At 66.7% G+C, this 21,717-nt stretch carries 24 protein-coding genes; 5 read left to right on the plus strand and 19 right to left on the minus strand.

Annotation, left to right across the window (positions count from 1 at the left end):
* Positions 1-45: 45 nt before the first annotated feature.
* The 4 genes from ACODRW_RS04825 to hemC are packed head-to-tail and all read right to left on the minus strand — an operon-like array spanning position 46 to position 3,951.
* Positions 46-1,254, minus strand: a complete 1,209-nt coding sequence (locus tag ACODRW_RS04825) for a heme biosynthesis protein HemY (RefSeq protein ID WP_048412739.1) — start codon at positions 1,252-1,254, stop codon at positions 46-48.
* Between the two features lie 3 nt (positions 1,255-1,257).
* Positions 1,258-2,286 (minus strand): uroporphyrinogen-III C-methyltransferase, encoded by a 1,029-nt coding sequence (locus ACODRW_RS04830; protein WP_107801199.1) that lies wholly within the window; start codon positions 2,284-2,286, stop codon positions 1,258-1,260.
* Entirely contained in the window at positions 2,283-3,014 is a 732-nt protein-coding gene (locus ACODRW_RS04835) for a uroporphyrinogen-III synthase (RefSeq protein WP_486636134.1), read from the minus strand. Before ACODRW_RS04835 ends, ACODRW_RS04830 begins: the two co-directional genes overlap by 4 nt.
* 7 nt (positions 3,015-3,021) lie before the next feature.
* Positions 3,022-3,951 carry a hydroxymethylbilane synthase gene (gene hemC, locus ACODRW_RS04840; protein ID WP_488905272.1) on the minus strand — a complete coding sequence of 310 codons (930 nt, stop codon included), beginning with the start codon at positions 3,949-3,951 and terminating at the stop codon, positions 3,022-3,024.
* A 295-nt stretch (positions 3,952-4,246) separates the two neighbouring features.
* Here hemC and ppc point away from each other — a divergent pair, with 295 nt between their 5' ends.
* Positions 4,247-6,946 (plus strand): phosphoenolpyruvate carboxylase, encoded by a 2,700-nt coding sequence (ppc, locus tag ACODRW_RS04845; protein WP_227105713.1) that lies wholly within the window; start codon positions 4,247-4,249, stop codon positions 6,944-6,946.
* A gap of 419 nt (positions 6,947-7,365) precedes the next feature.
* Here the strand turns inward: ppc and ACODRW_RS04850 are convergent, their stop codons facing one another.
* From ACODRW_RS04850 to hemL, 4 genes are all read right to left on the minus strand, one after another.
* Positions 7,366-8,178, minus strand: coding sequence for a DUF2145 domain-containing protein (locus ACODRW_RS04850; protein ID WP_235085742.1), 813 nt, complete (start codon positions 8,176-8,178; stop codon positions 7,366-7,368).
* On the minus strand, positions 8,165-8,623 hold the full coding sequence (locus ACODRW_RS04855; RefSeq protein WP_253314974.1) for a hypothetical protein: 459 nt from the start codon (positions 8,621-8,623) through the stop codon (positions 8,165-8,167). The genes ACODRW_RS04850 and ACODRW_RS04855 overlap by 14 nt, the downstream gene beginning before the upstream one ends.
* Positions 8,624-8,684: 61 nt before the next feature.
* Positions 8,685-11,411 carry a DEAD/DEAH box helicase gene (locus ACODRW_RS04860; protein WP_488905273.1) on the minus strand — a complete coding sequence of 909 codons (2,727 nt, stop codon included), beginning with the start codon at positions 11,409-11,411 and terminating at the stop codon, positions 8,685-8,687.
* A gap of 40 nt (positions 11,412-11,451) precedes the next feature.
* Positions 11,452-12,729 (minus strand): glutamate-1-semialdehyde 2,1-aminomutase, encoded by a 1,278-nt coding sequence (gene hemL, locus ACODRW_RS04865; protein ID WP_488876694.1) that lies wholly within the window; start codon positions 12,727-12,729, stop codon positions 11,452-11,454.
* 156 nt (positions 12,730-12,885) lie between these two features.
* Here hemL and ACODRW_RS04870 point away from each other — a divergent pair, with 156 nt between their 5' ends.
* Complete coding sequence (locus ACODRW_RS04870; RefSeq protein WP_488905274.1) at positions 12,886-13,479, plus strand: DJ-1/PfpI family protein; 594 nt, start codon at positions 12,886-12,888, stop codon at positions 13,477-13,479.
* Positions 13,480-13,524: 45 nt separating this feature from the next.
* On the opposite strand, the gene ACODRW_RS04875 is transcribed toward ACODRW_RS04870, so the two are convergent.
* The 7 genes from ACODRW_RS04875 to ACODRW_RS04905 all read right to left on the minus strand — a co-directional run bounded on the left by ACODRW_RS04875 (position 13,525) and on the right by ACODRW_RS04905 (position 16,763).
* Positions 13,525-13,986, minus strand: coding sequence for a CYTH domain-containing protein (locus tag ACODRW_RS04875; protein ID WP_488905275.1), 462 nt, complete (start codon positions 13,984-13,986; stop codon positions 13,525-13,527).
* A gap of 63 nt (positions 13,987-14,049) precedes the next feature.
* Complete coding sequence (locus ACODRW_RS04880; protein WP_107801190.1) at positions 14,050-14,520, minus strand: hypothetical protein; 471 nt, start codon at positions 14,518-14,520, stop codon at positions 14,050-14,052.
* Between the two features lie 13 nt (positions 14,521-14,533).
* On the minus strand, positions 14,534-14,980 hold the full coding sequence (locus ACODRW_RS04885) for a CopD family protein (RefSeq protein WP_199225954.1): 447 nt from the start codon (positions 14,978-14,980) through the stop codon (positions 14,534-14,536).
* A complete protein-coding gene (locus ACODRW_RS04890) occupies positions 14,947-15,336 on the minus strand; it encodes a VOC family protein (RefSeq protein WP_488905276.1) in 390 nt (129 codons plus the stop codon). The genes ACODRW_RS04885 and ACODRW_RS04890 overlap by 34 nt, the downstream gene beginning before the upstream one ends.
* Positions 15,333-15,689, minus strand: coding sequence for an MmcQ/YjbR family DNA-binding protein (locus ACODRW_RS04895; protein ID WP_107801188.1), 357 nt, complete (start codon positions 15,687-15,689; stop codon positions 15,333-15,335). The genes ACODRW_RS04890 and ACODRW_RS04895 overlap by 4 nt, the downstream gene beginning before the upstream one ends.
* Positions 15,690-15,691: 2 nt before the next feature.
* The gene (locus ACODRW_RS04900; protein WP_107801187.1) at positions 15,692-16,510 is read right to left on the minus strand and encodes a M48 family metallopeptidase; all 819 of its coding nucleotides are present in this window, start codon (positions 16,508-16,510) and stop codon (positions 15,692-15,694) included.
* A gap of 88 nt (positions 16,511-16,598) precedes the next feature.
* The gene (locus ACODRW_RS04905; RefSeq protein WP_039756174.1) at positions 16,599-16,763 is read right to left on the minus strand and encodes a rubredoxin; all 165 of its coding nucleotides are present in this window, start codon (positions 16,761-16,763) and stop codon (positions 16,599-16,601) included.
* A gap of 108 nt (positions 16,764-16,871) precedes the next feature.
* Here ACODRW_RS04905 and thiD point away from each other — a divergent pair, with 108 nt between their 5' ends.
* On the plus strand, positions 16,872-17,714 hold the full coding sequence (thiD, locus tag ACODRW_RS04910; RefSeq protein ID WP_227105696.1) for a bifunctional hydroxymethylpyrimidine kinase/phosphomethylpyrimidine kinase: 843 nt from the start codon (positions 16,872-16,874) through the stop codon (positions 17,712-17,714).
* Positions 17,698-18,324, plus strand: a complete 627-nt coding sequence (gene thiE / locus ACODRW_RS04915; RefSeq protein WP_488905277.1) for a thiamine phosphate synthase — start codon at positions 17,698-17,700, stop codon at positions 18,322-18,324. The genes thiD and thiE overlap by 17 nt, the downstream gene beginning before the upstream one ends.
* Positions 18,325-18,395: 71 nt before the next feature.
* Here the strand turns inward: thiE and ACODRW_RS04920 are convergent, their stop codons facing one another.
* Positions 18,396-18,680: a hypothetical protein gene (locus ACODRW_RS04920; RefSeq protein ID WP_146176757.1), complete on the minus strand. Its 285-nt coding sequence runs from the start codon at positions 18,678-18,680 to the stop codon at positions 18,396-18,398.
* Positions 18,681-19,066: 386 nt separating this feature from the next.
* Complete coding sequence (locus tag ACODRW_RS04925) at positions 19,067-19,864, minus strand: hypothetical protein (protein WP_107801184.1); 798 nt, start codon at positions 19,862-19,864, stop codon at positions 19,067-19,069.
* A gap of 391 nt (positions 19,865-20,255) precedes the next feature.
* On the opposite strand from ACODRW_RS04925, the gene ACODRW_RS04930 reads away from it, so the two are divergent.
* Positions 20,256-20,627 (plus strand): cupin domain-containing protein, encoded by a 372-nt coding sequence (locus tag ACODRW_RS04930; RefSeq protein WP_107801183.1) that lies wholly within the window; start codon positions 20,256-20,258, stop codon positions 20,625-20,627.
* Here the strand turns inward: ACODRW_RS04930 and ACODRW_RS04935 are convergent.
* The gene (locus ACODRW_RS04935; RefSeq protein WP_253314967.1) at positions 20,581-21,429 is read right to left on the minus strand and encodes an amidohydrolase family protein; all 849 of its coding nucleotides are present in this window, start codon (positions 21,427-21,429) and stop codon (positions 20,581-20,583) included. The genes ACODRW_RS04930 and ACODRW_RS04935 overlap by 47 nt on opposite strands.
* A gap of 11 nt (positions 21,430-21,440) precedes the next feature.
* The gene (locus ACODRW_RS04940; RefSeq protein ID WP_235085766.1) at positions 21,441-21,704 is read right to left on the minus strand and encodes a hypothetical protein; all 264 of its coding nucleotides are present in this window, start codon (positions 21,702-21,704) and stop codon (positions 21,441-21,443) included.
* Positions 21,705-21,717 lie beyond the last annotated feature (13 nt).

Genomic DNA, 21,717 nt, shown 5'->3' on the forward strand with positions numbered 1-21,717 from the left:
AAGGACATGCGCGAGCATGTCCTTTTTCGTATGGAGTCCCCGGGGTCAGCAGCCCTGTTTCAGCGCCAGCTCCAGGCTCTTGTTGTAATGCTGAGCCGCCAGCTCTTCCTTGCCGGTGGCTTCGAACAGCCGCGCCAGCTCGGCGTGGGCGCACAGCGTCGGCGAGATCGAGGCGCTGGCTTCCAGATAGCTCTGCGCCTTGCCCCACAGCTGCTGGCACAGGGCCAGACGGCCCAAGGCCATCAGCAGCCAGTGGTCGCGCGGCCGCTTCTTCAGCCAGTTTTCCGCGGTTTTCAGCAGCTCCAGGCGCTTGTCCTCGCTCAGGTGCTCGGCCAGCTTGCCCAGTTCGCGAGACAGCTCCGGGGTGTCGTGGTCGTCGTTGGCCAGCGCGCCGGCCAGCAAGGTGGCGGCGTAGTCGTAGTCCTGTAGCACGATCAGCCGCGCCACCACCTGGTCCATCAGCTGCGGGTTGCTGCGTTCGGCTTCCGGAATGCGGCGCAGCCAGTCGCGGATTTCCTGACCGCCCAGCAGCGTCACCAGCTGTTGCTGGTAGGCGGCCAAGCGGTAGCGCCGCGCCTGTTCCGGCTCCAGCGCGTCGGCCTTGAGCAGTTTCTCGGTCAGCGCCAGCACCGCCTCCGGCTGCTTCTGCAACAGACGGACCTTCAATTCCAGCCGCAAGGCGTTGGTCAGATTGGGCGACAGCGCGCGCGCGCGTTCGATGGCGGCCAAGGCGCCCAGCGGGTCCTTGGCTTCCAGCTTCAGTTCCGCGTCCAGCATATGGCGCGCCAGCTGCAGCCGCGGCGGCATGGCGTCCAGTTGCGCCAGATAGCCGTCCCGCTTGTCCAGATCGCCGGCGGCGCCGGCGGAACGGGCGGCGATCAAGAGCGCCAGCGCCTTGTTTTCCGGCGAGTATTCGTCGTCCAGCGATTTGCTGGCCTCGCGCTCGGCTTTCTGGAAACGGCCTTCAAAGTAGGAAATGCCGGCTTCGCGCAGCGCGTGGCGGGAGGCTTTCAGCTTTTTCTGGCGCTGGAAGCGGCGCACTTCCGCCGGCAGATTGGCGGCCACCGCCACCATGCGCAGCACCAGGTGCACCACGAAGATCAGCGCCACCACCGACACGATCAGCAGGTTGAAGGACACTTCCATCCGGTAAGGCGGCAGGAACAGGATGGCGTAGCCGGTGTTCAGGGTGGCGGCCAGGCCGACCAGCACCGCGAGGGCAAACAGCCCGGTAATCCACAAGGCGAATTTCACGGTTTATTCTCCTGCCGCGCCTTGGGCGTCGCGCACCGATTTGAGGCTGGCGTTCATGTCCGGCAGCGCCACGTCCAGCGGCGCGCCTTCCAGTTCGCCCAGCGTGCCCAGCCATTGGGTGACGGCCGGAGCGTCGCGGTCGAAGTAACGCTGCACATAGCTGCGCGCGGCCACGATGTCGGCGGCGAAGGTCTTGCCGTCGCGCTGGATCAGCGCCAGGCGCGCGTCCAGCAGGCGCATTTTCAGGTTTTCCCGCAGGAAGAAGGCTTGCTCCGGCGACAGCAGCAGCGCTTCGGGCTTGTCCATGCGGCGGATATGGATCAGCTCGCCCAGGCTCTTGCTGACGTCGGCCACCAAGCGTTCCCACAGCGGCGCGCTGGCCGGCGTCGCGGCCTTGGCCTGCGGTTTCTGGCTGGCCAGGCGGTGGGCGTCCACCGCCAGCGGCAGGCTGTCGGCGGACAGCATCAGCCGGTCCAGCTTGACGGTGAGGCCGACGCTGTCCAGATAGGGCAGGGCCTTGAGTTTTTCCAGGTCGGTGGCCACCGCCTTTTTCACGCCGATCAGCTGCGGGCGGTCGAACTTGGCCAGGCGCGCGTCCACCATTTCCAGCGCGGACACGGCGGCCGGCACATTGCCGGCCAGCTGCAATTGCTGGCTGGCGATGGCCAGGGTGTGCTCGACTTCGGACAGCAGCCAGTCGGTGCGGTTCTTGGTCAGTTCCTGGTACATGCCGTTCAGCGTCGCGTATTGGCCGGCGGATTCGTTGACGCGGGCCTCCATCAGCGCCAGCCGGCCTTCGGTGGCGCGGTTGGCGCTGATCGCCTGCTCGGTCATCGCGCGCAGCTCCTTGGCGGATCCGCTGCCTTCGGCCAGCCGGCGCGCCAGTTCCTGGCGGGCGGCGGTCAGTTCCTGCTGGGTGCTGAAGTACTGCCAGCCGGACACGCCCAGCGCGGCGATGGCGATCAGCAAGGCCGGACTCAGCGATTTCTTGGACTCGGGTTTGGCGGTTTCGGTGATCTGGGATTCGCTCATGGGTGACGACAGAACCATTTTTTAAGGCCGGCGACCAGCGCGCTGTCTTCGGCCCGGGTTGTCATGATGCGCGTCGCGCCTTGCGCGGCGAGCCGGTCGGCCACGCGCGGATGCGGCACGCAATATAGCAGGCATTGTAACGTCCTGATTCGACTGGGGCCAGCGAGACGGAACAATTGCTCTACGATTTCGCCGGAAGTGACGATTACCGCGTCCGGCGGCGCGAGGTCGAAGGCCGCCCAGTCCGGCGCGCCGTCCAGCCGGCGGTAGATTTCGGCGAACTCCACCGCCGCGCCGCGAGCGGCCAGGCTTTGCGCCAGCAGCGGCCGGCCGCCGACGCCGCGCACGATCAGCACGCGCTGTCCGCGCATATCGGCCAGTTCGGGCAGGGCCAGCAAGGCTTCGCTGTCGCTGCCCTCGGCGGGGTGCAGCGCCGTCCGGCCGCTGAGCGCGGCCAGCTTGGCGGCGCTGGCGCGGCCGACGCAGACCAGCCGCTTGGCGGCGAGGTCCAGCGTTTGCAGCGCCGGCCAGGCCTGATCTATGGCGCTGGGGCTGACGAAGACCAGGCAGTCCGCCGCCGCCGCTTGTCGCGGCAGCGCCGCCAGCGCGTCCGGCTGCGGAGCGATCTCCATCAGCGGCAGATGGCCGGCGTCGAAGCCGGCGGCGGCGAGCAGGCGCAGCAGCTCGGCGCTTTGCGCCAGCGGACGGGCGACCAGGACGCGCGGCATCGCCGTCTCAGCGCGGGTCGGCCAGCACCGCTTCGATCAGCGGGCCGGCGCCGTCGTCCAGCAGCCTCTTGGCCACAGCGCGGCCCAGCGCGTCGGCGTAATCGGCCGGGGCGCTGGCGCTGGCGGTCAGCATCACCGAACCGTCCGGGCTGGCGACGAAGCCGCCCAGCGTCAGCGTGTCTTCGCTGAGGGTGGCGAAGGCGCCCAGCGGCACCTGGCAGCTGCCGCCCAGCTCGCGCGCCAGCGCGCGCTCGGCGCTGACACAGGCGTGGGTGGCGGCGTGGTTCAGCGGCGCGAGCAGCTGCATCAGGTCGGCGCGGTCGGCGCGGATTTCGATGCCCAGCGCGCCTTGGCCGGCGGCCGGCAGGCTTTCCGACGGCGGCAGCTCCTTGCGGATGCGCTCGGACAGGCCCAGGCGCTTGAGGCCGGCGGCGGCCAGGATGATGGCGTCGTATTCGCCGTCGTCCAGCTTGCGCAGCCGGGTTTGCACATTGCCGCGCAGCGGCTTGACCACCAGCCGCGGATAGCGGGCGCGGATCTGCGATTCGCGGCGCAGGCTGGAGGTGCCCACCACCGCGCCGTCCGGCAGCTCCGACAAGTCCGCGCAGCGGGCGGACACCAGCGCGTCGCGCGGGTCTTCGCGCTCGCAGATGGCGGCCAGCGCGAAGCCTTCCGGCAGCACCATCGGCACGTCCTTGATCGAATGCACGGCCAGGTCGGCGCGGCCTTCGGCCAGCGCCACTTCCAGCTCTTTGACGAACAGGCCTTTGCCGCCGATCTTGGACAGGGTCTTGTCCAGAATCTGGTCGCCCTGGGTGGTCATGCCCAGGATGTCCACGCTGAGGTGGGGGTAGAGCGCTTGCAGCCGGGCCTGGATATGTTCGGCCTGCCACATGGCCAGCCGGCTCTCGCGGCTGGCGATGACGATTTTGTCCATGAAAACCGGTTTCCGATTGGGCTATGTGCTTGGATGGCGGGCATTCTAGCACGCCGGCCCGACGCGCAGCGCCGCGGCATCGTCCAGGCGGGGGCGTAAAGCTTGATGTTGCGCAATGCGCAGTCAGGTCAATATCTAACAGCTTAAATGACAGTAGTGTTGCCACTACAGCGGCAAGCCTGCTTATGATGTTTTGCATGCGAAACGAATCGTCTGAAGTCAGCGACCGCGCTGACTTGAGCCGATTCAAAACTAGGAGCGGCCACGGCCGCTCGTCATCATCAAGGAATACCGAATGAGCGATTTAGACAAGGACTTGCCGCTGCGCGCCGATCTGGCGCGCCTGGACCGCGCGCTGGCCGAAGTGTTGAGCGAACAGGCCGGCCCCGAGGTCTACGCCGAGGTGCGCGCCATCGCCGGCCGCAGCGCGGAGGAACGCAGCCAGCCCTTGGCGGCGGAATTGAGCCCGGCGGCGGCGATGGCGCTGGTGCGCGCCTGCGGCCTGTACGCCCAGCTGTTCAATATCGCCGAGGATCTGCACCATGTGCGCCGCCGCCGCGCCCACCGCCAGGCCGGTTCCGCGCCGCAACAGGGCAGCCTGTCGCGCGCGCTGGGCAAGCTGAAGGCGGACGGCGTCAGCATCGCCATGCTGGCCGACACCCTGCGCGACGCCTATGTCGGCGCCATCCTCACCGCCCACCCCACCGAGGTGCAGCGCCAGAGCGTGCTGGACGGCCACCGCGCGGTGCGCCGTTTCCTGGGCAAGCTGGCGGCGGCGGACCTGACGCCGGAAGAAGAAGAGGAACTGGAGGCCAAGCTCAAGCGCGTGATCGTCGCCTTGTGGCAGACCTCGGAAATCCGCCACTTCAAGCTGGCGGTCAAGGACGAGATCGAAAACGGCGTCGCCTACCACCCGCTGACCTTCTTCCAGGCCTTGCCGGCGCTGTACCAGCGCCTGGACCGGCAGATCGAGGCCACCTGGGGCCAGACGACGCCGTTGCCGTCCTTCATCCGCGTCGGCAGCTGGATAGGCGGCGACCGCGACGGCAACCCCAATGTCGACGCCGTGGTGCTGCGCCACGCGGTGACGCGCCAGGCGCAAGTGGCCTTCGAACATTATCTGTACGAGCTGGCGGCCTTGTACCGCGAGCTGTCGCTGTCGCAGCGCCTGGTCGGCGTCAGCCCGGCCCTGGTGGGTTTGGCGGCGTTGACGCCGGACCAGGAGGAGAGCCGCCGCGAGGAGCCGTACCGGCGCGCGCTGGCGGCGATGGAGGCGCGGGTGCTGGCCACCGGCCTGCGGCTGGGCGTGAGCCTGAGCGGCCGCTGGCCGGCGGGCCGGCCCTATGCGGACCAGGCTGAATTCCAGGCCGATCTCGCGGTGCTGGACGCCTCGCTGCGCGAACACGGCAGCGCGACGCTGGCCGACGGCCGGCTGGCGGAACTGATCCGCGCGGTGGACGTGTTCGGCTTCTTCCTGATGCCGCTGGACCTGCGCCAGTTCGCCGGCAGCCACGAGGCGGTGGTGGGCGAGCTGTTCGCCCGCGCCGGGCTGGAGGAGTTCGCGGCGCTGGACGAGGCGGCGCGGACCCGGGTGCTGCTGCGCGAGCTGGCCACGCCGCGGCTGCTGTATTCGCCCTATCTGGACTACAGTGCCGAAGCGGAGAAGGAACTGGCCATCTTCCGCGAGGCGGCCTTGATCCAACGTCAGTTCGGCGTGGACGCCATCGGTCAGAGCATTATTTCCAATTGCGCCCAGGTCAGCGACATCCTGGCGCTGGCGCTGCTGCTGAAGGAGGCCGGCATGATCCGGCTGGTGGACGGGCAGCCGCGCGCCAGCGTCAACCTGGTGCCCCTGTTCGAAACCATCGCCGATCTGGACCGCAGCGCTCAGGTGATGACGGCGCTGTTCGCGCTGCCGTGGTACCAGCAACTGCTGGACAGCCGCGGCCGCATGCAGGAAGTGATGCTGGGCTATTCCGACAGCAATAAGGACGGCGGTTATCTGACCAGCCAATGGCAGCTCTACCAGGCGGAAAAGCGGCTGGTGCGCTGTTTCGCCGACGGCCGGGTCAAGCTGCGGCTGTTCCACGGCCGCGGCGGCTCGGTGGGCCGCGGCGGCGGTCCGTCGTTCGAAGCCATCATGGCGCAGCCGGCCGGCAGCGTGGCCGGCCGCATCCGCATCACCGAGCAGGGCGAGGTGATCGCGTCCAAGTATTCGGACCCGGCCATCGGCGGCCGCAACCTGGAAGCCCTGGTGGCGGCGACGCTGGAAGCCAGCCTCAGCGGCTGCGCCAGCTGCGAGACCGACGAGACGGTGTTCGACGAGCTGTCGGACGCCGCCTACCGCGCCTATCGCGAGCTGGTGGAAGCGCCGGGCTTCATGCAGTACTTCCTGGAGGCGACGCCGATCAACGCCATCGCCAAGCTCAATATCGGCAGCCGGCCGGCCTCGCGCAAGAGCCTGGCTTCGATCAAGGATTTGCGGGCCATTCCCTGGGTGTTCTCCTGGTCGCAATCGCGGGTGATGCTGCCCGGCTGGTTCGGTGTCGGTTCGGCGGTGCGCGCCTTCATCGAGCGCCACGGCGAAGCCGGCCGCGCGCGCCTGCAAAGCCTGTATCGCAGTTCGCCGTTCTTCCAGGTGGTGTTGTCCAATATGGAGCAGGTGCTGGCCAAGGCGGATCTGGGCATCGCCCGCCGCTTCGCCGGCCTGGTGGAGGACCGCGCGCTGGCCGAGGCGCTGTTCGGCCGCATCCAGGCCGAGTGGCAGGCCACGCTGGACGCTTTCTACGCCGTCACCGGCCAAAGCGCGCTGCTGGAGAAGAACCCGACGCTGCACCGCAGTCTGGAAACGCGCTTGCCGTATCTGGACGCGCTGGGCCTGTTGCAGGCCGAGTTGCTGAGCCGGCTGCGCCGTCAGCCGGACGACGCCGAGGCCTTGTACGCGATCCATCTGACCATCAACGGCACTTCGGCCGGCCTGCGCAACAGCGGTTGAGGCCAGTCGCGGCGGCGGCACAGGCCCGTCGCCGCGCTATGTAGGCTGGAGCTCGTTTTTGATCATTTCAGATCGGGCTAATGGCCTAAATGATGATTTAGGGCCGGTTCCGCCCTGACCGAGCGAAGCGTCGCGAGGGAATCAAACGGAAAGGGAGATTTGCGCGGCCCAATCGCCCCATCGCTGAGCGAATCAAAGATTCTCAAAGATTCTCAGTGATGGGGCGCTAAGGTCGCGGTGCTCGAACAAGCAGCCGCTTAAAACGAGCGAAGCGAAGTTGCTGCGTAGCTAAAACCGCGGGCCCGCCACCCGACGGCAGGTTTGAAGGGCGCCGGGGCGCGTCGAATACGAAGTCTCCTACGTATCTACGCAGTATCTCAAGGTACTCATAAAAGATCGTGAACAGGCTCTAGGCCAAGTCAAGGCGCGGGGATGTCCAACACTTGCCAGCCCTCCTTGCGCGCCTGCAGGAAGTTCATCACCGAATCCACGGTCACGGTCTGGATGCGGTCGGCGTAGCGCATCTCGTTGGGGTGGTCGTCGAAGGCGACATTGGCCTTGAACATGCGGCCGCCCAGCCGCGTCAGCGGCCCCAGTTTGAGTTCCGACGGCGCGTAGCCGTTGAGCTTCAGCCACATTTGCGCCTGTTCGCGGTTGGCGATGCGCGCTTCCTGGCTGGCCGAGGCCGCCAGCGTTTCCAGCACCCAGGTGTTGGAGTTTTCGTAGCGGGTGGCGAAGGGATAGGCCAGCAGGCTGTATTGCGGGGTGTGCAGTTCGCGCAGCCGCGGCGGCGTCTGCAGCCGTTCACGCAGGCGGGCGGCCAGCGCCGGCGGCGGCAGCAGCGCCACCGATTCGAAGGAATACATATCGTCGAGGAAGAAATTGCCCAGGCCCTCGTACCACAGGTCGGAGCTGGCGCTGCCGCAGTCGTTGAGCAGGTGGGCGACGCGCCAGCGGCCTTCCGGCTGGCGGTAGGCGATGCCGACATGGGTGTAGCGCAGCTTGAAGCGCGACAGGTCCTGGCCGACGCGGCCGATCACCGCGACGTCGCCGCCGCTGGCGTCCAGCTTTTGCCGCAGTTGTTCGGCGGCGGCCATCGCCTTGCCGAAGGTGGCCGGGGTGATGGTTTGTTCCTCGCAGCTGCGGCCGGCCTGGGCGGTGTGCGGCAGCAGCAGGCAGAGCGCCAGGCCAAGGCCGGCGAGGCGGGCGGGCAGAGCGTCAGGACGGGACACGGTTGTGCTCCAGCAGGGCCTCGCCCAGCTTGTTGGGGATGAAGGCCAGCACTTTGCCGGAGGTGACCAGCATGGTGCCGCTGGCCACCGCGGTGACTTGCACCGAGGCGCCGACCGCGGCGCCGGTGGCTTTCAGCGCCTTGCCGGACAACTCCACCACCAGCTTGGCGCCGCCTTGCGCCGCGTCCAGCGACATCTTGACGGTGTCGCCGGCGCCCTGGGCCAGGCCGGTGATCACATAGGCGCTGCCGGTCACCGCCAGCACTGGGGCCAGCAGCGATTCGCCCTTGCCCTGGGCGCTGCCGGCCACGCTGATCGCCGGCGCGGCGACGATGGACAGGGTGCCGACGGAGATTTTCTCGGAGGCGGTGTCGGTCTGGGACAGGCCGGCCCAGGCGGGCAGCGCGGACAGCAGCAGGCTGGACAGCAGGAGGGCTTTGAGCATGGATAATCCGGAATCAAGGAAATGACGCCAGCTTGCCCATTTTATGACGAAAGGGCAATGCTCAGCTTTGGCGCAATAGTGCCAACAGCGCCGCGCCGTCCAGCCGCGCGCTGAGATCGCCGCCGTCCAGCAGGCTGTCGGCCAGCTCGCGCTTGCTGGCGTGCAGCGCCACGATCTTTTCTTCTATGGTGTGCTGGGCCACCAGCCGGTACACCGTCACCGGCCGCTGCTGGCCCATGCGGTAGGCGCGGTCGCTGGCCTGGTCTTCCACCGCCGGGTTCCACCACGGATCGAGGTGGATCACGTAGTCGGCGGCGGTCAGGTTGAGGCCGGTGCCGCCGGCTTTCAGGCTGATCAGGAACACCTCGCCGTCGCCAGCCTGGAAGGCATCCATTCGCGCCTTGCGTTGCGGGCCGGGCACCGCGCCGTCCAGGTATTGGTAGCGTATGCCTTGCTCGTCCAGCCAGCGGCGGACGATGGCGAGGTGGTCGACGAACTGGCTGAACACCAGCGCCTTGTGGCCGTTGTCCAGCAGTTCCAGCATCAGTTCGCGGAACAATGCCTGCTTGGCGGAGGGCAAGGCGCTGTCCGGCTGGGTCAGCGTGGGGTGGCAGCAGAAGCGGCGCAGCCGGGTCAGTTCGGCCAGCACTTGCATCGCGCCGCCCTCGGCCTCGCCCGGCTGGCCCAGCTTGTCCAGCGCCTGCTGACGCATCGCCTCGTAGACTTCCATTTCCGCCTCGCTCAGCGGGACGGCGCGGGTGATGTCGGTGCGCGGCGGCAACTCGGTCAGCACCTGTTGCTTGGTGCGGCGCAGCAGATAGGGGCGGATCAGCGCTTTCAGCGCGTCGCGGGCGCCCTCGTCGCCGTCGGCGATGGGCTGGGCGAAGCGCTGCTGGAATTTGTCCTCGTTGCCCAGCAGGCCGGGCGCGACGAAGCGGAACAGACTCCACAATTCACCCAAATGGTTTTCCACCGGGGTACCGCTGGCGGCCAGGCGGAAATCGGCGTAGAGCGCGTGGGCGGCCTGGGCGCGCTGGCTGGCTGCGTTCTTGATCGCCTGCGCCTCGTCCAGCACCACGCTGGCCCAGCGCACCTCGGCGAAGGCGTCGGCGTCGCGTTGCAGCAGACCGTAGCTGGCCACCACCAGATCGCCGGGGCAGGCGCTGTCCAGCCGCCGTTGTTGCTGGTAGGGCCGCAGCCGCAGGCTGGGCGCGAAGCGGGCGGCCTCGGCCAGCCAGTTCAGCGCCACCGAGGTGGGCGCCACCACCAGCTGCGGGCCGAGCGCGGCGCGGCTGAGCAAGAGCGCCAGCGTCTGCACCGTCTTGCCCAGGCCCATATCGTCGGCCAGGCAGGCGCCGGCGCCCCAGTGGGCCAGCCGCGCCAGCCAGTTGTAGCCTTGCCGCTGGTAAGGCCGCAGCGTGGCGCGCAGGGTGTCCGGTATTTCGGGTTCGAAGCTTTGCAGCGATTGCAGCCGCCGCCATTGTTCATTCCAGCCCGCGTCGCCGTCGAAAGCGCCGGCCTCGGCCGCCAGTTCGCCCAGCCGCGGCGCGGCCAGCGGACTCAGGCGCAGGCCGCCGGGCGCGGCGTGGTCGGCCAGCAGCGTCAGTTGGCGCAGCCGGGCGGCGAGGGAGTCGGACAGCGCCAGCCAATCGCCGTCGGACAGGCGCAGGTAGCGGCCGGACTGGCCGGCCAGCGCTTCCAGCAGATGGCGCAGCGCCAGGATGTTGCCGTCGTCCAGCCCCAGTTCGCCGTCCACTTCCAGCCAGCCGCCCTTGCGCTTGGCGCTCAGTTTCAGCTGCGGCAGGCCGACGCCGGCGCGGATGCGCTGGCGCTGGCCGGACGGCCATTCGCATTGTAGGGTGTCCGCGTCCAGCGTCTGCAGTTCGGCCAGCAGGTCCAAGGCCGCCTGCTGGCCGTCCACCGCCCATTCGTCGCCGTCGCGGCGCGCGGCGGCCAGCGCCGGGCAGGCGGCGTGGACCCGGCGCTGGCGGGCGCGTTCGGCGGCGAGGTCGCGCTTGAGCTGCAGCGCGACGCCGTCCACGCTCACCACCAGGCCGGGCGCGCCGCGGCCGGGCGCGTACAGCGCGCTGGCCGGGTGCGGGCGCACTTTCAGTTGCAGCCGCAGGCCGGCCTCGTCCAGCCGCAGCAGCGCGCGCAGAACGGCGTCGGCCGGCTGGCTGGGCAGGCTGTCGTCAAAGCTGGCGCTGACGTCGTGCAAGGGCAGTTCCGGCGCGATGTCGCGGATGGCGTCCAGCACTTTCTTGCGGGCGTGCCAGGGCAGGCTCAGGCTGTGGCCGAGCAGGGCGGCGATCTGGCGCACCTCCTCGTCCAGCCGGTAGACCGCGAGACGGTCCGGCGCCAGCTTGCGCCACAGCACGCCGGCGCAGGCGGCGATGCCGGGCGGGCTCAGCCGCAGGGAGATCTGTTCGCCCTGGCGCTCCAGTTCCAGCGCCACTTGGCCGGCCTCCACCCGCAGCGGCTGTTCCGGCGCGTCGGCCCAGTACAGCGCCGGGTGGCCGACCAGCAGCGGCAGCGCGGCCAGCGCGTCCAGCGCCGCGTGGCCGTCGGCGGCGATGTCGGCCTGCAAGGCGGCCAGCGCGCGCAGGATCAGCCGGTCCTGGCCGCCGAGCCAGTCCAGGCCGTCCTGTTCCGCCAGCAGCCTGGCTAGCGGCAAGCGCCGGCCGCGGCCGTAGCCGTCGGGGCCTCGCGTTTGCTCGCAGGGCTGCAGTTCGACGCCGGAGGCTTCGACGCGCAGCCGCCAGGCCAGACGGGTGGGGGGAGTGTGCATGCGGGAAGGCGCCGCCGCGCGGAGGCGGCGGCGTTCAGGCTTAGACGCGGCTCAGCGCGCGGGCTGCGGCGGCCAGGGTCTGCTCGATGATGTCGTCGCTGTGGGCGCTGGAGACGAAGCCGGCTTCGTAGGCGGACGGCGCCAGGTAGACGCCTTCGTCCAGCATCGCGTGGAAGAAGCGCTTAAAGCGTTCGATGTCGCAGCGGGTGGCTTCGGCGTAGGACTTGGGCGCGTGCTCGCTGAAGTAGAAGCCGAACATGCCGCCCACGCTGTCGCTGCTCATGGTCACGCCGGCCGCGCGCGCGGCGTCGGCCAGGCCCTGGGCTAGACGCGCGGTGCGGCGGCCCAGCTCTGCGTGGAAGCCCGGCTGCTGGATCAGCTTAAGGGTGGCGAGGCCGGCGGCTACCGACAGCGGATTGCCGGACAGGGTGCCGGCCTGGTAGACGTTGCCCAGCGGCGCGATGCAGGCCATGATGTCGGCGCGGCCGCCAAAGGCCGCCAGCGGCATGCCGCCGCCCACCACCTTGCCCAGCGTGGTCAGGTCCGGCTTGACGCCGTGCAGACCCTGGGCGCAGTTCAGCGCCACGCGGAAACCGGTCATCACTTCGTCGTAGATCAGCACCGCGCCGTGTTGCTCGGTCAGGCTGCGCAGCGCCTGGACGAACTCGGCCGAGGGCTGGATCAAATTCATATTGCCGGCGATCGGCTCCAGGATCACGCAGGCGATTTGGCCGCCGATTTCGCGGAAGGTCTTGTCCAGCTGTTCGACGTCGTTGTACTGCAGTACCAGGGTGTGCTTGGTGCAGTCGGCCGGCACGCCGCCGGAGGACGGGTTGCCGAAGGTGAGCAGGCCGGAGCCGGCCTTGACCAGCAGACTGTCGGAGTGGCCGTGGTAGCAGCCTTCGAATTTGACGATGAGGTCGCGGCCGGTGAAGCCGCGCGCCAGGCGGATCGCCGACATGGTGGCTTCGGTGCCGGAGGAGACCAGGCGCACTTGCTCGATGGAGGGCAGCAGCTTGCGGATTTCCTCGGCGATCAGCACTTCGCCCTCGGTGGGCGCGCCGAAGGACAGGCCGCCGACGGCCGCTTCCTGCACCGCGCGCACCACGTCCGGGTGGGCGTGGCCGACGATGGCCGGACCCCAGGAGCCTACATAGTCCAGATACTGTTTGTCGTCGGCGTCCCAGAAGTAGGCGCCTTCGGCGCGCTGGATGAAGCGCGGCGTGCCGCCGACCTGGCCGAAGGCGCGCACCGGCGAGTTGACGCCGCCGGGGATGGATTTCTTGCCACGTTCAAACAGTTCCAGATTGCGGGACATGTGCGTTTCCTTGTCGGGCGGCCGCGGCCGCGGGTGTGTTCGGATTGGGCGCGGGCGCTGGACCCGCCATTGGCCGCTATTTTAACCGAGGCTGGCGTGGGTGGGCTATGAGTGATATATGCTTTTGACCATGTCATTTTCGATAGAGAACGCGTCATGAAAAAAGCCGTATTTTTCTTATTGGATGAGTACGCCGAGTGGGAAAGCGCTTTTCTGTCCAGCCGGCTGGTGATGAGCAAGCAGTGGTCGGTGGCCACGGCCTCCTTGGAGCGGGGCGTGTGCAAATCCATGGGCGGTTTTACAACGGTTGTTGACTACGCGCTGATGGATATTCCCGGCGATACCGCGCTGTTGGTTTTAGTCGGCGGCAACGCCTGGGGCCTGGACAGCCCTGAGTTGAGGGAGAGGGTTGCCGCTTGCTTGGCAACAGGGGTTGTCGTGGCGGCAATTTGCGGCGCGGTGGATTTTTTGGCGCGGAACGGCTTGTTGAATGATTATCGCCACACCGGCAATGCTCAGCACTTGTGGGCGGAATATCCGGAATACCGCCATCACGCAGGCTTTATCGCAGCGCAAACGGTGCGGGATAGAAACCTGATCACAGCGAATGGAACCGCGGCCATGGAGTTTTCGGAAAGCGTATTAAAATCTTTGCACGCGGGTAATTCGGCGGAAATAGAGATGGAGCATAAGTTATTTAAAATGGGCTACCATGATTACGTTCTGCAATATGGCAACCCATTCGCATAGCCTTGGTCCGAACCATCGCTAATCCATGGCGTCAGGCCGGCAAGACTACCAGCGGCTATAGGGGTTCTTGGACAGATAGGCGTTGGTGTAGCGGCCGTCCTCGGTGACTTCCTCGCCTATCCAGGCAGGCTGGTCGAAAGGGGTGCTTTCATCCGGCAGCTCGATTTCGGCCAAGACCAGGCCGGCGTTGTCGCCGAAAAATTCGTCCACTTCCCAGATGAAGCCGCCGTGCTCGATGCGGTGGCGCAGCTTGTCCACCACCATAGGGCACATCGCTCCCATGATGATTTGCGCGTCGGCCAGCGGCACCGGGTATTCGAACTCGTGGCGGCTGACGTTGCTGATATTGCTTTTCAACGTCAGCCAGGCCTGATCTCCGACCACGCGCACGCGCACGGTGCGTTCCTTTTCCACCGACAGATAACCCTGGCGGTATTGCACGCCTGGGGCCAGGCCGCGCCAGGCGTCGCCTACGACGATGAAGCGGCGTTCGATTTCCACTGCCATTTTATACCTACTCCAGCCAGTTCAACGCTGTATCGCCGAAGCGCAGCGGACATTGAACAGCTTCTAATGGGCGATCTGTTCGCCCTTGGGTTTACCGCAGGCTTCCGCCCGCGGCGAGATCTGCAGATACAGCGACAGGCTGCTTTGCTGAGAGACTACGCCGCTGCTCTGGCCGTAAGGCGTGGCGCGTTGCGGCCAGCTCCCCACCAATTCCGGCTGCGCGCCGATCAGGGTCTGGGCGCTGACCACGCGTTTGCCGTCCTGGTCGCTCCAGCTGGCGTTGGCGTTCAGCAAGGGCTTGTGCTGGGCGCGCGCCACGGAGACGGTGCCGCCGATGCTGAGCAGGGCGTCGCCGACCTCCCGCTGGCCGGAAAAAGCGCCCTTGGCGTCCACGCACATCGGCAGCCGCAGCAGCTCCGCGCCGTCGCGGCGCAGCGTGGCCACCACTTCCGGCGGCAGCGCCGGTTTGGGCGGCAGCGGGGTGGCGGCCCAGGCGGGCAGGCAGCCCAGCCACAATGCAATCCATTTGCGCATGCGATCCATCTCCTCAGAACGGTTTGACCACCACCAGAATCACCACCGCCAGCAATACCAGCACCGGCAGTTCGTTGAACACGCGGAACCAGGTATGGCTGCGGCGGTTGGTTTTGGCGGCGAAGTCGCGGTAGAGCTTGCCGCAACAGCCGTGGTAGCCGACCAAGAGCAGCACCAGGGTCAGCTTGGCGTGCAGCCAGCCGCCGCCGATGCCGAAGCCCAGCCACAGGCCAAGACCGGTGGCCAGCGCCAGCGCGGCCAGCGGGGTCATGAAGCGGTAGAGTTTGCGCGCCATCAGCAGCAGGCGCTGGTATTCGGCGTCCTGTTCCGCCAGCGCCAGATTGACATAGAGGCGCGGCAGGTAGAACAGCCCGGCGAACCAGGACACCACGAAGAAAATGTGGAAGGCTTTCAGGTAAAGGTAGCTCACGGTGTCCTTGTCCTTGTGGCGGGCGTCCATGGGCCGCGCAAACCGATGCAATTGCCCCATGGGTCCCGCAATTGGCAGATGCCCTGTTGCGCTTCTATCGCCAGCGGGCCGCGATACAAGGCGGCGCCCAGGCCGGTCATCCGATGGATGTCGGCGTCCAGGTCGCCGCTGCGCCAATAGACGACGCTGCCGGCCGCGCCGGAGCCCACCTTGGCGTCGGCCCGCACGATTTCCAGCCGGACGCCCTGCCATTCCAGGCAGGCGAAGTCGAACTCGGGCAGGTCTACGGCTTGCGCCGCTGGAAAAGCCCGTTGATACCAGGCGAGTCCGGCGCGCCAATCGGCGACGTGAATCAGCACCGCGGCGATGGGGCCGGCTGCGCTCATGCGCTGGCCTCGTAGCGTTGTCTGACCGCCTTGGGCAGCTTGGCCAGCACCAGGCGCCGCGCGTCGGCGAGGCCGTCGTGCAGCTGCTCCAGGCTCAGCGCCTCCAGCGACGACACTTCTATCCAGCGCGCCCGCGCCAGATACGGCGCCGGCCGCACCCCGGGCAGGCCGCTGAGGACGAGAAAATCGTCGTCGGCCACCTTGTACATCACCGTGTCGTCGTTGAACAAGGCGAACATCTTGCTTTCCAGGCTGAGCACGCGCCGGGTTTCCCACTTGATGTCGAACTGGGCGCCCGGCAAGGCGCGGGCCTGGGCCAGCAGCGCGTCCATATCCTCTTTGCGCAAGGGCATGTTCAGCCTTTCTTCGCCGCCTGGTACAGCGGCATCACTTGCGGGATGCGCTGCTGCAGGTCGTGGATGCGGGTGGGGCCGGACGGGTGGGTGGACAGGAATTCCACGCCGCCGCCATTGCCGGCCGCCTGCATTTTGTTCCAGACGTTGACCGCGGCGTTGGGGTCGTAGCCGGCGCGCGCCATCAGTTCCAGGCCCATGATGTCGGCCTCGGATTCCATGGTGCGGCTGTTGGGCTTGGACAAGGCCACGTCGGCGGCCATCGCCGCCATGTCCAGCTGGTTCTGCCTGAGGCCGGCCACCGCGCCCACCAGCGACAGACCCACTTGCTGCGCGTAGGCCTGGCTCATGCTTTCGCGCGAGTGCTCGCGCAATGCGTGCGAGATTTCATGGCCGATGACGGCCGCCAGTTCGGCGTCGCTCAGCTTGAGCTTGGTGATCAGGCCGGAGTAGACCATGATCTTGCCGCCGGCCATCGCGTAGGCGTTGGGTTCGTCATTGCGCATCACATTGACTTCCCAACGCCATTTGGCGGCGTCGGGGCGGAATACCGGCGCCTGGGCGATCAGGCGCTGGGAGATCTTGCGCACCCGCGCCGTCATCGCCGCGTCGGCGTTGAGCTGGCCGCCGGCGCGCGCCTTGCCCAGCTGCTGGGCATAGGATTTGGCCGACATCTGCTCCACTTCCTGGCTGGACAGCAGCATGGTTTGACCGCGGTTGACGCCGACGGCGCCGCCCTGGGTGGTGTTGACCTGGGCACAGCCGGCGAGGGCGGCGGCGGCCAGCAGGCCGGCCAGGGTTTTGCTCCAGAAACTTTTCATTGCGGTATGGCCTCTTGAGCGCCGGACGCCGCCTGAACGGCGAGCTGCGGCGCGGCGGGAAATCGCGGCGGACGCGGGCGGCGCCGGCTCAGATTTCCACCATTTCGAAATCGTCTTTGCGCGCGTCGCAATCCGGGCAAGTCCAGTTGGGCGGAATGTCTTCCCACTTGGTGCCCGGCGGGATACCATCCTCCGGACGGCCGGCTTCCTCGTCGTAGATAAAGCCGCAGATCAGACACATCCAAGTACGCATCGCATCACCTTGTGATCGAGTAAAACAGTTATTCTAAGAGTGGTCCGCGACACTGACAATGCGCCCGCCGGCCGCTCCGCCCATATACAGAACGAAGAGGTTTCCGTCTTGACCACTCAGCCCACTCCTCCCGTGGTCCTTACCCTGGCGGGCTCGGACCCTTCCGGCGGCGCCGGCATCCAGGCCGACATTCTGACGCTGGCCAGCCTGGGATGCCATCCCTTGTCGGTGATCACCGCGATTACGGTGCAGGATACCGTCGGCATCAATGACTTTATGGTGCTGGACGCGGACTGGGTCAATGACCAGGCGCGTTTTCTGATGGAAGACATTCCGGTTACCGCTTTCAAGATCGGCATGTTGGGCAGCGTGGAGAACGTGGCGGTGGTGGCGCAGCTGATCGCGGACTACCCGGACATCCCGGTGGTGCTGGATCCGGTGCTGGCCAGCGGCGGCGGCCACGAGTTGGCCGACGAGGACTTGATCGCCGCGATGCGCGACATGCTGATTCCGCAGGTGTCCATCCTGACGCCCAATAGCATAGAAGCGCGGCGCATCGCCAGCAACGACGCCGACGAGGACGAGGATCTGACGCTGGAGCAGTGCGCGCAGCGCATCCTGGCGCTGGGCTGCCCGCACCTGCTGATCACCGGCACCCACGAAAACACCAAGGAAGTGGTCAACCAGCTGTACGGTCCCGGCGGCCTGGTGCGCTCCGACGCCTGGGAGCGTCTGCCGGGCAGCTACCACGGCTCCGGCTGCACGCTGGCCTCGGCCATCGCCGGCATGCTGGCCACCGGCCTGCTGTTGCCGGAAGCGGTGCGGGAGGCGCAGGAATACACCTACCAGGCCTTGCTGAACGGTTTCCGGCCCGGCATGGGCCAGTTCCTGCCGGATCGGATGTTCTGGGCGCGCGGCGACGACGAGGACGACGATGCCGGACAGGCTTAAGGGGCTGTACGCGATCACGCCGGACACCGAGGACAGCGCGCGGCTGCTGAGCCTGGCGCAGGTGGCGGCGCCGCACATCAACATCCTGCAATACCGCAACAAGAGCGAGGACGCGGTTTTGCGTCTGGAGCAGGCGCAGGCGCTGGCCGAGCTGTGCCGGCGCAAGGGCGTGGTCTTCATCGTCAATGACGATGTGGAGCTGGCGGCGCGCGTCGGGGCCGACGGCGTGCATCTGGGCCGCGACGACGCCGCCCTGAGCGCGGCGCGGCGGCGGCTGGGCGCCGGAGCGCTGATAGGCGCGTCTTGCTACGACAGCCTGGAGCGGGCGCGACGGGCGGCGGAGGCCGGCGCCAGCTACCTCGCCTTCGGCGCGGTGTTTCCGTCCGGCACCAAGCCGGACGCGGCGCGCGCGGGGCTGGGTCTGTTTTCCGAGGCGCGCAGCTTGGGCGCGCCCCTGGTGGCGATAGGCGGCATCCATGCCGGCAACGCCGGACAGGCGCTGGCGGCCGGCGCGGATGCGATCGCGGTGATAGGCGGCGTGTTCGGCGCGGCGGACCCGGCCGCCGCGGCCGGGGAACTGGCGGCGATATGCCGCCGGGGCGGCCGCTGAAAGCAAAACCGCCGCGCAGGGCGCGGCGGTTGGAGGATGCTCGGGTTCGGGTTTGGCGTCTGTTCGCGGTCTTAGACCTGGCTGGGCCGCGAACTGCCGTCGATCAAGGCCTTGCTGACCTCGCCGGGCTTGATGATGCCGTGTTCCACGCTGTAGGCCAGCAGCTCCAACAGGTAGTCGTGACGGAAAATCAACGATCCTTCCCATTCGCTGCCTTGCTCGCCCTGGATGGCGGGCAGGGTGATGATCACGCGTTCGCCGTCTATCGTGTCCAGCGCGAAGGCCTCCACGTTTCTGGCGATTCCCGATAAGGATCTTGCAGAATGCTTGCCATAATTCAAGGCGCGTATGCTCATTGCTGACTCCTGTCGCATCATGGTTTCTCTTTGGCCCGCGTTGATCTTGAAATGGCCGCCGCTTCGCCGTCCTGGCGTCGCCTTGCGACGCCCGCCTGAGGCGGCGCGCAGGCGGGAGGCGCTTGGCGTTGCGCAAGGGCTGGATTTGGCGGCGTTTCAAGTTTTTTTATTGTCGAGCGGCCGGCATCCCGATAGTGCGTCGCGGCGTCGCGCTTGAGGCGCGAACCGGCGAGATGCGTCGGCCGCCCGGCTTCGCCGCGTGATGGGCCGGCGATATCGGCATGGGATGGCAGTCCGGCCGCGCGGTGTACCGCTCCAGGCTCAGAGCATAGCGTTTTTATGCTTATGGGGTAACTCCAGAAAAATGGAGAATACCCAGTTGGATATCACAGCTGTTTGGAACCGATCAGCCGGCTAAAAAGCGAGGTCGGCATTTTGCGGTGCATGCCGGCGGCAATCAGCGCATCGCATAATTCGGCGCGTCGTTGCGAGGGCAGGCCCAGTTTTTCGCAGATATAGTTTTTGCTCTTGATAATAGAATCCGCCACCCGGGTTTTGGGCTTGGGCCGATATTTGTTCATGAAGTCGGCGATTTGCTTGAAGTCCCAATTCAGCAGCATCAGGAAGCAGACTTCCTGTTCGTATTCCGTCAATTCCACGTCAAGCAGTTTCAATTCGCCCTGCACCTGTTCTATGCTGCAGCCGGCGCCGAATTCCAAAATGTAATTGGGCATCAGGTTGATGAAGTTGGCGATCTCGATTTCATGCGCGTAATAGATGGTGCCCAGGATGGAGCGCGTCGCCTCGTGCTTGAGCAGATGCTTGGAGAACACCCGCGCCTTGAGGCCGTCTCCGTATTCATGCACGTTGAGGATGGAGACCTTGCGTGTCGGATCGCAGGTTTGCATCAGCGCCAAGTCTTCCTGCACATAGCAATCGGCGAACTGGGCGGTGCCTTCGCAGGGCATTTCCTTGTCCAGACGGTCCACCACGTCATCTCCGCGCTTGAGCGCCACGATTCTGGCGTAGGCGTCGCTGGACGCCAGATGACGGGAGTTGGCGTCTTTGGCGCCGACGATCATGTCGGTCTGGCCGGAGATCTGGGTGACGGATTGGCGGAACTGAGCCACGAATTCGCTTTGCTCTTCGGTGAAGCGTTCAGGGGAGACGAGCTGATAGTCCATAATGTGCGCCTGGTGCGGAGGTTGGTCATGTCGGGGTGCGCTGTCTTGGCCTCGCTGTCGCGTCGGCCGCCGTCCAATGGTTGCTGAGCGTTGGCGAGATGCTTGGAATGGCGTTGAAACCGGTTTTGAAACGCGGCGCGCCGTATGCGCGCGCGTCCCTAATGCCGCAACGCCGTGTCTCGCTCTTGTTCGCTAAGCTTTGAACAGGCTCTAAGCTGGGCACTTATAGATTTTTTGTTCCGATAGTGTCAATGCGAATGGCCGTTTGGCCTTGATTAACTGTACTAAAGGATTAAGGCGCATGGAGAAGGCGCATAAGGCGCGCAGGTTTGAAATAATAGCTCGCTTTTAATGTTTGTTTTGTCCGCTATTACGGTTTGTTAGGAATATCATGAAGGTGATTGATTGGCAGTTGGAACTTGAAAACGGCGTTTACGACAAGAGCGTGGGCATCAAGATTTTGAAATTGGCCGGCGACGCCGGCTTCAGCACGTATTTAACCGAAATTGCCCCCGGGGTGGCCATCAACGGTCATTATCATCGTCATGGCGACGAGCACTACCATATCGTCAGCGGCCGAGGCGAGATGAGGCTGGTGGATGTGGCCACCGGGGCGGCGCGCGCCCATGAGGTGGCGGAGCGGAGCTCCTTCGTGGTGCCGGCCAATACCCAGCATCAACTCAGCAATACCGGCGCCGCGCCGCTGGTGTTGATGTTCAGCTGTCCGGCCAGTCATCTGGCGGAGGATCGCCACTTTCTGTAGCCGCGTCGAAGCGGAACAGCCGGGCGGGCGTATCGTGAGTGATGCGTCGGCGGCGTTCCGCGTCCGGCAGCCACTGTTCCAACAGCTCCAGCGTGCGGGCGTAGCGGATGGAGCCGAACTGAGTATGCGGCCAATCGCTGCCCCATAGCAGCCGCCCCGGCCCCAGCGCGCTGTCCAGCAGCGGCAGCGCGGCGCGGGCGATGTCCTCGCCGCGGCCGGCTAGGCCGTTGCGATAGGCCGCGGAAATCTTGACCCAGACGCGGCCGCTGGCCGCGCCGGCGTCCAGCATGCGGCGGAAGCCGGGATCGTCCACCCCCAAAGCAGGATGCGGCCGGCCGAAGTGGTCGATGACCACCTTGACTCCGGCGTCCAGCAGCGGCGGCAGCAAGACCGGCCAATCCTGCGCCGCGCGGTGCACCTCCACTTGCCAGTCCAGGCTGGCGGCATGCGCCAGACAGCGGCGCCACGCCGGCGAGTGCAGGTCCGGTAGCGGCCGGCCGATCAGATTCAGCCGCAGGCCGACGACGCCGGCGTCGTCCATCGCGCGCATGGCCGGCAGCGGACAGTCCGGCGCGATCACCGCGATGCCGCGCAGCCGCCCCTCGCTCTCGCGCAGCCCCTGCAATAAATAGCGGTTGTCCGTGCCCAGAAAGCTGGGTTGCACCAGGACGCCGCCGGCGATGCCGAACTGATCCAGCTGAGCCAGATAGGCTTGCAAGGGGGCGTCCCGGTACGGCTTGTAGCGCAGCGGGGCGGTGCCTATCAGCTGACGCAGAAAGATGTGGGCGTGCCCGTCTATCATCGGCGCCGGATTCAGCCGCAGGCCTGACAGGCGCCGCCGCGCACGGCGCCCAGGTCCAGCGCCGCGTCGATGTCGGCGGCGTCCAGCACTTGATGCCGGATGCTGTGGGACAAGAGGGCGAGCAGGTAGTCGCGCCGGAAAATCGGCGAGCCCTCCCATTCGCTGCCGGCCGTGCCCAGGATGATGGGCGAGGTGATGATGACCCGCTCGCCCTGGATGGTGTCCAGGGCGAACTCGTCATCGGTGATCTGGTTGGCGATTTCGTCTAATGCCATGGTGACCTCACAA

This window comes from Chromobacterium sp. FG89 (genome assembly GCF_057808735.1).